This window comes from Polynucleobacter yangtzensis (assembly GCF_001595965.1).
Lineage (GTDB): Bacteria > Pseudomonadota > Gammaproteobacteria > Burkholderiales > Burkholderiaceae > Polynucleobacter > Polynucleobacter yangtzensis.
Genome location: NZ_LOJI01000035.1, coordinates 108072 through 120531 on the forward strand (window position 1 = coordinate 108072; position 12460 = coordinate 120531).

Sequence of the window (12460 nt, forward strand, 5' to 3'; positions counted from 1 at the left end):
ACTTTCATCAATCAAAGACAAAAAAAGGCGATCATCAGATCGCCTTTTTATATTCGGCACTTCCGAAGAAGCGCTGAAATACCAACTTATACAGTTACTGTATCTGCAACATCGCTAAATGACTTAATCTTGTCAAAGTTCATGTAACGATAAACTTCACCAGATTTAGCATTCAAAGATTCAACTTGCTCGAAATACTCTTGCGGCGTTGGTAAACGACCCAAGAGTGCTGCAACAGCAGAAAGCTCAGCAGAAGCCAGGTATACGCGAGTATCGATACCTAAACGATTCGGGAAGTTACGTGTTGATGTGGAGACTGCAGTAGAGCCTTTACGGATCTGTGCCTGGTTACCCATACAGAGTGAGCAGCCTGGAGTTTCCATGCGCGCACCTGTAGCACCCAGAATGCCGTAATAGCCTTCTTCGGTCAGAATCATTTGGTCCATCTTGGTAGGAGGGGCTACCCACAAACGAGTAGGCATATCCTTTTTGCCTTGAAGAACTTGACCTGCTGCGCGGAAGTGTCCAATGTTAGTCATACAAGAGCCGATAAATACCTCATCAATTTTCTCGCCAGAAACTTCAGATAGGAATTTCACATCATCAGGATCGTTAGGGCAGGCCAAGATTGGCTCTTTGATTTCGCTCATGTCGATTTCAATTACTTCAGCATAGTCAGCATTTGCATCGGCCTTGAGTAAATCCGGCTTGGCGATCCAAGCTTCCATTGCTTTAATGCGACGACCTAAAGTGCGCTTATCTTCGTAGCCATTTGCGATCATCCACTTCATCAATGTGATGTTTGAACGCATGTACTCGATGATTGGCTCTTTGCTTAATTGAATAGCGCAACCAGCTGCAGAACGTTCAGCAGAAGCATCAGATAATTCAAATGCTTGTTCAACTTTCAAGTCAGGTAGGCCTTCAATTTCCAGGATGCGACCAGAGAAAACGTTCTTCTTATTCTGCTTTTCAACAGTTAACAAGCCTTTTTTGATGGCATACAGAGGGATCGCATTAACCAAGTCACGCAATGTGATGCCGGGCTGCATTTTGCCTTTGAAGCGAACCAATACAGACTCAGGCATATCCAAAGGCATAACGCCAGTAGCGGCAGCAAATGCCACCAGTCCTGAGCCGGCAGGGAAGGAGATACCAATTGGGAAGCGAGTATGGCTATCGCCACCGGTACCGCAAGTATCAGGCAAGAGCAAACGGTTTAACCAGCTGTGAATTACGCCATCACCTGGACGCAATGCAACGCCGCCGCGGTTAGTCATAAATGCTGGTAACTCATGGTGCGTACGAATGTCTACTGGTTTTGGATATGCGGATGTGTGACAGAAAGATTGCATTACCAAGTCTGCAGAGAATCCTAAGCAAGCCAAGTCTTTCAATTCATCACGAGTCATTGGACCAGTAGTATCTTGTGAGCCTACTGTAGTCATGTGTGGCTCGCAGTATGTATCTGGGCGAACGCCTTGACCTTCTGGTAATCCACATGCACGGCCAACCATCTTCTGAGCCAAGCTGAAACCTTTTTTGTTATCAGGAGGGCTAACAGGAATACGGAATTCAGTAGAGGCTGGCAAACCAAGGGCTGCGCGTGCTTTAGCTGTAAGACCACGACCTACGATTAAAGGTATGCGTCCACCTGCGCGAACCTCATCCAGAATCACTGGTGACTTGAGTGAGAAAGAAGCAATTTCTTTACCGTTTTTAAAGGCTTTACCTTCATAAGGGCGGAGTTCAATCTCATCCCCCATATTCATATCAGAGACATTAAGCTCAATCGGTAATGCGCCAGCATCTTCCATGGTGTTGAAGAAGATCGGTGCAATTTTTGTGCCTAAGCAAACACCACCAAAGCGTTTGTTTGGAACAAAAGGAATATCTACACCTGTCCACCACAACACAGAGTTAGTGGCAGATTTACGTGATGAGCCAGTACCAACAACGTCACCTACATAAGCAATTTGGTTGCCTTTTTTCTGCAACTCAGCAATTTGTTTCATTGGACCACGAACACCAGTTTCATCCGGCTCAATACCTGGACGTGGGTTCTTCAACATCACTGTTGCATGCAAAGGAATATCGGGGCGGCTCCATGCATCAGGAGCAGGTGATAGATCATCAGTATTTGTTTCGCCAGTCACTTTAAATACAGTGAGCTTCATGCTTTCTGGAACGGCAGGACGGCTAGTAAACCATTCGGCATCAGCCCAGCTTTGCAATACTGACTTGGCATTAGCATTGCCTTTTTCCGCCAACTCTTGAACGTCATGGAAGTAGTCAAACATCAATAAAGTTTTCTTGAGTGCAGCAGCTGCAGCGGCGCCACATTCAGCATCACTTAATAACTCAACTAGCGGTTTAATGTTGTAGCCGCCTAGCATGGTACCCAACAATTCAGTAGCTTTGACTCGTGAAATTAAAGGAGATTTATCTGTTCCTTTAGCGATCGCATCTAAAAACTCAGCTTTTACTTTTGCAGCTTCGTCAACGCCAGCAGGAACGCGGTTTGTAATTAACTCTACAAGCTCAGCCTCTTTGCCGGCTGGTGGATTTTTTAGCAATTTAACCAATTCAGCAGTCTGATCTTTGGTTAAAGGTAGTGCGGGGATGCCAAGGGCGGCACGTTCAGCAACTTGGGCTTTATAGGCTTCTAACATTGTGTTTCCTATGAGGTAAAAGTGGTCAATAGAAAGGCCAAAAGGGAATTCTCTCCCGATTAAGCTAATTATAGTTACTTATTTAAGTCTTATATAAGACTTTAAAGGGCAAATTTGCCCTGAAAACGCTCAATCATTGAAAAAATAAGGGTTTTTCCGAAAAAAATCCTCTATTTCATGAGCTTGACGTGGGGTTATTCGACTCAGTCTCAAAGGACTTTCTCTTCCTTCATAGCCCAAACTAAGGCAACTACCCAGCCAATAAGAGACCAACCAAGGAACAGATTCAAGGCAAAGATGGCGCCAGAATTCGCTCTTTTCTTGTTAAATGCGATGGCAAAAGGTAAAAAATAGAAAAGGGAGAGGAAGGTAAGCAGTGCGGCGAATAGAAGGCGCATAGGATCTAAAAATGGGCTAATTTTTATAAGAAACCCCATATTACAGATTTTCAGTTTTGTCCTGGGTGACCCTCTATCGTTATAATTACTTTTTCCAACAGAGCTTAAGCGATGACCAAATACGTTTTTGTCACTGGTGGTGTGGTTTCTTCTTTAGGGAAAGGAATCGCAGCTGCCTCGCTTGCCGCGATTCTCGAATCCCGCGGCCTGAAAGTCACCCTCCTAAAATTAGACCCCTATATTAACGTTGACCCGGGCACCATGAGCCCACTCCAACACGGTGAAGTTTTTGTTACTGAAGATGGCGCAGAAACCGACTTAGATTTAGGTCACTATGAGCGCTTCGTATCTGCAAAGATGCGTAAAAGCAATAACTTCACTACCGGACAGATTTATGAGTCCGTGATTAGCAAAGAGCGTCGCGGTGAATACTTGGGTAAAACAGTTCAAGTTATTCCGCACATCACCAATGAGATTCAAGCATTTGTAGAGCGTGGCGCTAAAGCAAGTCACGACGGTAAGGCAGATGTTGCCATTTGTGAAATTGGTGGCACCGTTGGCGACATTGAGTCCCTACCATTTCTAGAGGCTGCAAGGCAGATGAGCTTGCGTTTGCCTCTTCATGACTGCGCCTTTGTTCATTTGACTCTAGTGCCTTATATCAACAGTGCTGGCGAGCTAAAAACTAAGCCTACACAACACTCAGTACAAAAGTTACGCGAGATTGGCATCATGCCAACCGTATTGCTCTGTCGTGCTGATCGTCCGATTCCGGAGGATGAACGCTCGAAGATTTCACTATTCTCAAACGTCCGGGAAGAGGCCGTTATTTCTGTATGGGATGTAGATACGATTTATAAAATTCCTGAAATGCTGCATGCACAGGGAATGGATGACTTGATTTGCCGTCAATTAGATCTCAAGGCAAAGCCTGCCGATCTTTCTGTATGGGCAAATTTAGTTTATGAGTTAGCCAATCCTAAACATGAAGTGACTATCGGCATGGTCGGCAAGTATGTAGAGTTAACGGAGTCTTACAAGTCTCTGATCGAAGCATTACGTCATGCTGGCATTCATACTCATACACGCGTCAATATCAATTACATTGATTCTGAAGACATCGAAAAAGATGGTGTTGATTGTTTACGAGATCTTGATGCCATATTGGTTCCAGGTGGTTTTGGTAAGCGGGGCACAGAAGGCAAGATTGCTGCCATTCGTTATGCCCGTGAAAACAATGTCCCATATTTAGGTATTTGTTTGGGCATGCAGCTGGCTGTGATTGAATTTGCTCGCCATGTTGCCAATCTTACTAAGGCTAACAGTACCGAATTTGATTCACAAGCCGAGCAACCTGTTGTCGCCCTTATTACTGAGTGGCTTGATAGGGAAGGGCGTGTTGAGAAGCGTACGAATGACTCTGATCTAGGCGGCACTATGCGCCTGGGCTCACAGCGTTGCCCTGTAAAAGTAGGTACTTTAGCTCATCGTATTTATGGTGCTGAAGTGAATGAACGTCATCGCCATCGCTATGAAGTAAACAACACCTACGTTCCCCAATTGGAGCAGTCTGGCTTAATTATTTCTGCCAGAACTCCAAATGAAGAGTTGCCAGAGATGATGGAGTTACCAGCATCAATTCACCCTTGGTTCTTTGGGGTGCAGTTCCACCCAGAATTTACCTCGACTCCACGTGATGGGCATCCATTATTTTCAGCCTTCATCAGCGCTGCATTAGTGCATCAAGAGCTCACTGCAAAGCAGGCGGCATAAAGGAAAAATATGAGCACATTTAAGCTATGCGGCTATGACGTGGGTTTAGATCGTCGCTTCTTTTTAATTGCTGGTCCTTGTGTAATTGAGTCAGAGCAATCTGCTATTGATATTGCCGGCCAATTGAAAGAAATCACTGCCGCTTTAAAGATTCCATTTATCTATAAATCTTCATTTGATAAAGCCAATCGCTCATCCGGTACATCTTTTCGCGGCTTGGGGATGGAAAAGGGCCTTGAGATATTGGCTAAGGTAAAGAAACAGGTTGGTGTATCTGTTCTGACGGATGTTCATGACATCAGCGAAATCGAAGCTGTTGCAAGTGTTGTAGATGTATTACAGACGCCAGCATTTCTTTGTAGGCAAACTGATTTCATTCGCGCCTGTGCTCAGAGTGGCAAGCCAGTGAATTTCAAAAAAGGGCAATTCCTCTCTCCGCATGAGATGTTGAATGTGATTGAAAAAGCTCGCGCTGCAGCATTAGAAAAAAACCTTCCAGACCAATTTATGGTTTGTGAACGTGGCGCATCTTTTGGATACAACAACCTCGTTTCTGATATGCGCAGCTTGGCAATTTTGCGCGAATCTAAGGCGCCAGTAGTTTTTGATGCAACGCATTCAGTTCAGTTGCCAGGCGGCCAAGGAAGCTCTAGTGGCGGTCAACGAGAATTCGTCCCAGTTCTAGCTCGCGCTGCGGTTGCTGTTGGTATCAGCGGGCTTTTTATGGAAACACATCCAGATCCTGCCAAGGCATTATCTGACGGTCCCAATGCTGTGCCACTCGATCGCATGAATGAGTTACTTGCATCATTGGTCGCGCTTGATGACGTTGTTAAATCAACCGGAAATTTTTTAGAAGACAGCTTTAAGTAACTTTTAGTAGATTCGTTAAACCCATTTCATATTGTTTTAAGGAGAAGGTGCATGAGCGCCATTGTTGACATCATCGGTAGAGAAGTTCTAGATTCCCGCGGCAATCCAACGGTTGAGTGCGACGTTTTACTTGAGTCTGGTGTTATGGGTCGTGCGGCCGTCCCTTCGGGCGCATCCACAGGTTCACGTGAAGCAATTGAGTTGCGTGATGGCGATAAGGCTCGCTACTTAGGCAAAGGTGTTCTAAAAGCTGTTCAAAACATCAATATTGAAATTGCTGAATCCATTCTAGGTTTGGATGCAAGTGAACAAGCTTTCTTGGATCGCACTCTGATTGAGCTAGATGGCACACACAACAAAGCACGCTTAGGTGCCAATGCAACCTTGGCCGTATCAATGGCAGTTGCTAGAGCCGCTGCTGAAGAGGCTGGATTGCCTTTATATCGCTATTTTGGTGGCTCAGGTGGCATGCAGTTGCCAGTACCAATGATGAATATCGTTAATGGCGGCGCTCATGCTAATAACAGTTTAGATATTCAAGAATTCATGGTGATGCCAGTTGGCGCCGAAAATTTCCGTGATGCTTTGCGCTGTGGCGCTGAGATTTTCCATGAGCTTAAAAAGATCTTAGGTGCGCAGGGTATGCCAACCACGGTTGGTGATGAAGGTGGCTTTGCTCCAAACTTTAAGAGCAATCATGAGTGCTTACAAACGATTATGAAAGCCATTGAAGGCGCAGGTTACCAAGCTGGGGAAGACGTTCTATTGGCTCTTGATTGTGCTGCTAGCGAATTCTATAAAGACGGTAAGTATCATTTGGCTGGGGAAGGCTTGCAGCTAAGCTCGAGCGAGTTCTCAGACTATCTCGGTAACTTGGCAGATCAATTCCCAATCGTTTCGATTGAGGATGGCATGCATGAGAGCGATTGGGATGGATGGGCAGATATCACTAAAAAACTCGGCAAGAAGATTCAGCTGGTTGGTGATGATTTGTTTGTTACCAATACACGCATCTTGAAAGAAGGCATTGAGAAGGGGATTGCTAATTCAATCTTGATTAAGATTAACCAAATCGGTACGTTGACGGAAACATTTGCAGCCATTGAAATGGCTAAACGCGCAAATTACACTGCAGTGATTTCACATCGCTCTGGTGAAACTGAAGACAGCACTATTGCTGACATTGCAGTTGGAACAAATGCTGGCCAGATTAAAACTGGTTCATTGTCTCGCTCAGATCGCATTGCAAAATATAACCAACTCTTGCGTATTGAAGAAGATTTGGGCGATGTGGCAACTTACCCAGGTAAGTCAGTCTTTTATAACCTTAAGCGCTAATCTTAAGTTCTAAAAGCGATGCGTATTGTTATCTATTCCATGCTGGTATTGCTGATAGCAATCCAGTACCCGCTTTGGCTGGGTAAGGGTGGATGGCTCAAGGTATACGAGATGGAACGGCAAGTAGAGCTTCAAGAGGCTAAAAATAGCCTCTTGGCTCTGCGTAATGCCAAGTTAGCTGGCGATGTAAAAGATTTAAAGGATGGCACCCGCGCAATTGAAGAGCGTGCCCGTGTTGAGCATGGTCTCATTAAAGAAGGTGAGTTCTTTGTGCAAATTCTGCCAGCAGACAAATCAGCCGACACTAAGGCTACAAAACAGTAAGTCGAAGTATTTCTCAGTGGCCGCTAGAAGGCGGTCTTGTGGCATCACTCAATAAATCCGTTTTAAATACCTGCAGACAATCAACTGCATCAAAGCGATAAGGCTTTGCGCAAAAATCACACACAGTTTCAACAGCGCCTTGTTCCTCAAGAATGCTCTGAACTTCTTCCTCACCAAGCATACGCAAGATATCTGCCACTTTACTGCGGGAGCATCTGCATGAAAATCGTATAGGGCGGGCAGGGAAGCTGCGCACACCGTTTTCAGCAGACTCTTCCAAAAATAGACGTCTCAAAATAGTCTCTGGCGGAAGCGTTAATAACTCTTCATTGGTAATTGTTTCACCAAGAGTTTGAATACGAGACCATCCTTCCGCGGCAACCTGTGGATCCAAGTGAGCATGCCCACCTGAGTTTGGTAGTCGCTGAAGTAGTAAGCCGCCAACCTGGGTATCGTTCGACGCAAGCCAAATCTTTGTATCCAACTGCTCAGAATTTTGCATGTAGAGGGCAATCGCTTCCGCAGCACTAGAAACTGGCTTTATGACCGCGCCTTGATGGTCTTGTAAGGCCACAATACCTTGATAGGGAGCTTGGCCAGGTTCACGATCGGAGGGGTCTAGAGTAATTACGAGTCTGCCACTCTGACTGACGTCCAAAAGTTCTGCCAGGCTTGCATCAGGCGCAATTTCGGAAGGATCTACAGACAATTTCACTGTAGCCCTCATGGATAAATCTGATTTACATTCAACTACCAAAAGCTGGATAGGGCCCTTGCTTTGGGCTTGAATAATGAGGGTGCCATCAAACTTAAGGCTGGCGCTTAACAAGGTGGCAGCACCCACGAAATCCCCCAGTATTCGACGGACAGCTGGCGGGTCATTACGGCGCTCTAAAACAGCCTGCCAAGCGCTACCAATAGAGACAATTTCTCCCCTAACTGGGGCGCCATCACACATAAATACAAGTAATTCATTCATAGGGCAAAGTATCCACTTTTTTTGGCATTTAGTCATATGAAGCACGACCTGAGATAATGTGATTTATGCATATACGTACACGTTTCGCCCCTAGTCCCACGGGCTTCATTCATCTGGGAAATCTTCGTAGCGCGCTCTATCCATGGGCTTTTGCGCGCCACAATAAAGGAGACTTCATTCTTCGGATTGAAGACACAGACCTTGAGCGCTCCACTCAAGAGGCTGTAGATGTCATTATCGAAGGCATGGCCTGGTTAGGCCTGGATTTAGATGAGGGTCCGATTTATCAGATGCAGAGGATTGATCGGTATCGCGAAGTTGTAAAGCAGATGCTCGAATCTGGACTGGCTTACCCATGCTATATGAGCGAGGAAGAGCTTAACCAATTGCGCGACCAACAAATGGCTAATAAAGAAAAGCCTCGTTACAACGGTCTGTGGAGGCCTGAGCCTGGCAAAACATTGCCTCCTGTGCCAGAGGGTGTGAATCCTGTTATTCGTTTTAAAAATCCTATTGGCGGCTCAGTGATTTGGAATGATGCAGTTAAAGGTCAAATTGAGATTAGCAATGATGAGTTAGATGACTTAGTGATTGCAAGACCTGATGGAACGCCAACCTACAATTTCTGTGTTGTGATTGATGACATGGATATGAAGATTACTCACGTTATTCGCGGCGATGATCACGTTAATAACACTCCTAGGCAGATCAATATTATGAAGGCGCTAGGTGGTACGCCGCCTGTTTACGCTCATTTGCCAACAGTTCTGAATGATTCAGGTGAGAAGATGAGCAAACGAAATGGTGCAATGAGTGTTCGCGATTACCAGAAAGCGGGCTATTTACCCGAAGCTATCCTTAATTATTTAGCTCGCCTCGGATGGTCGCATGGCGATGCTGAAGTCTTCACTAAAGAGCAATTTGTTGGCTGGTTTGATTTAGAAAGTTTGGGACGCTCACCGGCGCAACATAACCCAGAAAAATTACTTTGGCTAAATCATCAATACATTCAGAATGCAGATCCTGAGAAATTGGCGGCAGCCACAAAACCTTTTGCTCATGACTTAGGTATCGATACTGAATCAGGGCCAGATTTTGTAAAAGTAGTGGGTTTACTAAAAGATCGCGCGAATACTTTGATTGAAATTGCAGAGGGTGCAAAGCTGTTTTACTTGCCAGCTCCCGATTTAAGCGCAGATCAAATCAAAGAAAATATCTCTGAATCTGTAGTTCCAGCACTCAAAGATTTGGTAATTGCTATTTCATCGGCAGAGCCTACAAAAGAGGGGTATGCCGCTGCATTTAAGCAAGTTTTAGCACAGCATCAACTCAAAATGCCGGCCTTGGCAATGCCTGTTAGATACGCTTTATTTGCCACCACCCAAACCCCAGCAATTGATTCTGTGCTTGTCGTATTGGGTAAGGAAGAGGCTATCCAAAGGCTCTCCAAGGTCATCCAATAGAGAATTTGCGCACCTGCACAAAAATAGGATAAAATCTTGGATTGTTTTGAATGTCTTGTAGTTTTATTGCGAGATTTCGGGGGTATAGCTCAGCTGGGAGAGCGCTTGCATGGCATGCAAGAGGTCAGCGGTTCGATCCCGCTTATCTCCACCAAGCATTTAAAATAGTAGTTTGTTGTAGTCCAGGTCCCCATCGTCTAGAGGCCTAGGACATCACCCTTTCACGGTGAGTACGGGGGTTCGAATCCCCCTGGGGACGCCAGATTCTTCTGGCAGCTGTAAAGATGTATGATGTTGAGTTACTCGATGTATTTTGGAGCGGTAGTTCAGTTGGTTAGAATATCGGCCTGTCACGCCGAGGGTCGCGGGTTCGAGTCCCGTCCGTTCCGCCAAGACAATTAAAAAGCCCCCTTAATAGGGGGCTTTTTTTATTACTTCAATTCTTTGAGTTAATCAAAGAATGAAAGGTCGAGCTTACTTCTTAGGGGTGGTAATGGAAGCAGCCATTGCATCAAAGTAAATCACTTTAACCTGTTCGCCAACCTGAACATCTGCCAATAGAGCAGGGTTCTTTACTGTAACGGTAGTAATTTTACCGCTTGGCCCCTTCACAGAAACCAATTTCTTCTCACGATTGACTTCAACAATATCGGCGATGATGGTTGTCTTGTTCGTAATAGTTTCAGATGGTTTTTCAGTTGATTTAGATTTTGTTACTGTATTTGTCTCTGTCTTAGAGCGTATGCCATCGCTCTTGGTTTTAATCAACTCAATTGCAACTGCTAACTCGTAGTTAACGTTAACGCGGTCACCTTTTTTGATCTGATCAAAATTCTTAATATCCGGACCGGCTACAAATTTAGACTCACCCTCTTTATTTTTGAAGGTAATGGTACGTGTTTTCTTATCAATCTTAACAACTTCACCTTCATATAGCTGATAGACATTATCAGTAACAGCAGCATCGATTACAACTGGCTTAGCGGCACCAGTTGCGGATGGGGACTGGGCGTTAACTGCCGTTGTTCCTGCGAAAAACACAGCAAGCATCATGGCAATCGGAGCAAATTTCATATTAGTTTTCCTTATTTAAATAACTACTAAATTCAATCTTAGCCTATTTGTAAGCCAATGAGACCCATAAATGGGCTCATGCCTCTGCAAGACCAAGCCGCCTGAGGGTTTGTTAAGATCAACCAGTACGTTAATTCACTCTAAAGGATGTGAAATGCCCCAGTTTGCAGCCAATCTGACCATGCTATTTAATGAGTATCCTTTTATTGAGCGCTTTGAGAAAGCCGCTAAATCGGGATTTCAGGCAGTGGAATTTCTTTTTCCTTATGCATACTCCCCAAATGAGATTCGCCAACAGCTAGATCAAAATCATCTTCGCTTGGTTCTTCATAATCTGCCGGCAGGAGACTGGGATGCAGGGGAGCGTGGTATAGCTTGTTTGCCAGATCGTGTAGAGGAATTCCGGGCGAGCGTTACAAAGGCAATTGAATATGCAACAGTGCTTGGCGTAAACCAACTGAATTGTTTAGCGGGAAAAACTCCCGAAGGAATTGAGCCGGGATTACTGCGAAAAACATTTATTGCAAACTTAAAATACGCTGCTGCGGAGCTTAAAAAATTCAATATTAGATTACTTATTGAGCCAATTAATAGTTTTGATATTCCCGGATTTTATTTATCAAAAACTGAGCAGGCATTAGATATCCTGAATGAAGTTGGTTCTGATAATTTATATATCCAATATGATATCTATCATGCGCAACGCATGGAAGGTGAGCTGAGTAAAACGCTAGAGAAAAATCTTTCTAAGATTGCCCATATTCAGCTGGCTGATAATCCAGGTCGAAATGAGCCCGGTACAGGCGAAATAAATTTCGCATACTTATTTAAGTTGATCGATAGAATTGGCTATACAGGTTGGATAGGTTGCGAATACAAGCCAGCTAATCAGACCGAGTCAGGGCTGGGCTGGATCAAAGCACTCAATTAAATGAAATTAATCAATACACCCTAGGATTTACATATGTCTTCAACCTTAATCGTTTACCTTCACGGCTTTCGCTCTTCACCGCGCTCAAGTAAGGCTGTAATGACGGGCGACGCAATTAAATCCTTGTCTACTTCAGAATATCCCATTGAGTGGTATTGCCCTCAGCTTGTAGCTTCACCTAAGGTAAGCATGGATATGGTTAATTCGCACATTACAAGATCTCAACATGATCGTTTGGTGGTAATTGGCTCTTCTTTGGGTGGCTACTATGCAAATTACTTGGCAGAGAAGTATGGATGTAAGGCTGTCGCGCTGAATCCCGCCGTTAGAGCCCCCAGAGAGTTGGCAGCACATGTAGGCATGCTTACTTCTTACGATACTGATGAGCCATACGATTTTCGGCCAGAATATATTGATGAATTAAAAGCCCTGCAGGTAGAGTCAATCACCGATCCTTCCCGCTATTTCTTAATGGCAGCCAAAGGAGATGAGCTTCTTGATTGGCATGAGATGGTCGATTTTTATAAGGGTGCCGAGCAACTAGTGCTTGAGGGTAGTGACCATGGAATTGCAGATTACCCAGAACATTTACCAAAGGTATTGAAGTTCATAGCCAAATAGGTTTATTGATCGCA

General features: G+C 44.7%; 11 protein-coding genes and 3 tRNA genes. 10 read left to right on the top strand and 4 right to left on the bottom strand.

What is annotated here, in order from left to right:
• Positions 1–86: 86 nt before the first annotated feature.
• A complete protein-coding gene (locus tag JaK3_RS07320; RefSeq protein WP_068322847.1) occupies positions 87–2672 on the bottom strand; it encodes a bifunctional aconitate hydratase 2/2-methylisocitrate dehydratase in 2586 nt (861 codons plus the stop codon).
• A 209-nt stretch (positions 2673–2881) separates the two neighbouring features.
• Positions 2882–3109: a superinfection immunity protein gene (locus JaK3_RS07325; RefSeq protein WP_338091693.1), complete on the bottom strand. Its 228-nt coding sequence runs from the start codon at positions 3107–3109 to the stop codon at positions 2882–2884.
• A 72-nt stretch (positions 3110–3181) separates the two neighbouring features.
• Between JaK3_RS07325 and JaK3_RS07330 the strand changes: the two genes are divergently transcribed.
• From JaK3_RS07330 to ftsB, 4 genes are read left to right on the top strand one after another with little or no spacing between them, the layout of a single operon-like run.
• Positions 3182–4843 carry a CTP synthase gene (locus tag JaK3_RS07330; protein ID WP_068322851.1) on the top strand — a complete coding sequence of 554 codons (1662 nt, stop codon included), beginning with the start codon at positions 3182–3184 and terminating at the stop codon, positions 4841–4843.
• Between the two features lie 9 nt (positions 4844–4852).
• Complete coding sequence (kdsA, locus tag JaK3_RS07335) at positions 4853–5716, top strand: 3-deoxy-8-phosphooctulonate synthase (protein ID WP_068322853.1); 864 nt, start codon at positions 4853–4855, stop codon at positions 5714–5716.
• A gap of 51 nt (positions 5717–5767) precedes the next feature.
• The gene (gene eno, locus JaK3_RS07340) at positions 5768–7054 is read left to right on the top strand and encodes a phosphopyruvate hydratase (protein WP_068322856.1); all 1287 of its coding nucleotides are present in this window, start codon (positions 5768–5770) and stop codon (positions 7052–7054) included.
• 18 nt (positions 7055–7072) lie between these two features.
• Positions 7073–7378 carry a cell division protein FtsB gene (ftsB, locus tag JaK3_RS07345; RefSeq protein ID WP_068322859.1) on the top strand — a complete coding sequence of 102 codons (306 nt, stop codon included), beginning with the start codon at positions 7073–7075 and terminating at the stop codon, positions 7376–7378.
• A gap of 13 nt (positions 7379–7391) precedes the next feature.
• Here ftsB and hslO read toward each other — a convergent pair whose 3' ends face one another.
• Positions 7392–8357 carry an Hsp33 family molecular chaperone HslO gene (hslO, locus tag JaK3_RS07350; protein ID WP_068322862.1) on the bottom strand — a complete coding sequence of 322 codons (966 nt, stop codon included), beginning with the start codon at positions 8355–8357 and terminating at the stop codon, positions 7392–7394.
• A gap of 65 nt (positions 8358–8422) precedes the next feature.
• On the opposite strand from hslO, the gene gltX reads away from it, so the two are divergent.
• From gltX to JaK3_RS07370, 4 genes are all read left to right on the top strand, one after another.
• Positions 8423–9820, top strand: coding sequence for a glutamate--tRNA ligase (gltX, locus tag JaK3_RS07355; RefSeq protein WP_068322865.1), 1398 nt, complete (start codon positions 8423–8425; stop codon positions 9818–9820).
• Between the two features lie 78 nt (positions 9821–9898).
• A tRNA-Ala gene (locus JaK3_RS07360) sits at positions 9899–9974 on the top strand.
• Positions 9975–10006: 32 nt separating this feature from the next.
• Positions 10007–10082, top strand: a tRNA-Glu gene (locus tag JaK3_RS07365).
• A 53-nt stretch (positions 10083–10135) separates the two neighbouring features.
• Positions 10136–10212: transfer RNA gene (locus tag JaK3_RS07370), tRNA-Asp, on the top strand.
• Positions 10213–10294: 82 nt separating this feature from the next.
• On the opposite strand, the gene JaK3_RS07375 is transcribed toward JaK3_RS07370, so the two are convergent.
• The gene (locus tag JaK3_RS07375; RefSeq protein ID WP_068322868.1) at positions 10295–10894 is read right to left on the bottom strand and encodes a hypothetical protein; all 600 of its coding nucleotides are present in this window, start codon (positions 10892–10894) and stop codon (positions 10295–10297) included.
• Positions 10895–11048: 154 nt separating this feature from the next.
• Here JaK3_RS07375 and hyi point away from each other — a divergent pair, with 154 nt between their 5' ends.
• Positions 11049–11825, top strand: a complete 777-nt coding sequence (gene hyi / locus JaK3_RS07380) for a hydroxypyruvate isomerase (RefSeq protein WP_068323702.1) — start codon at positions 11049–11051, stop codon at positions 11823–11825.
• A gap of 33 nt (positions 11826–11858) precedes the next feature.
• Positions 11859–12446, top strand: a complete 588-nt coding sequence (locus tag JaK3_RS07385; protein WP_068322871.1) for a YqiA/YcfP family alpha/beta fold hydrolase — start codon at positions 11859–11861, stop codon at positions 12444–12446.
• The last annotated feature ends 14 nt before the right edge of the window (positions 12447–12460 follow it).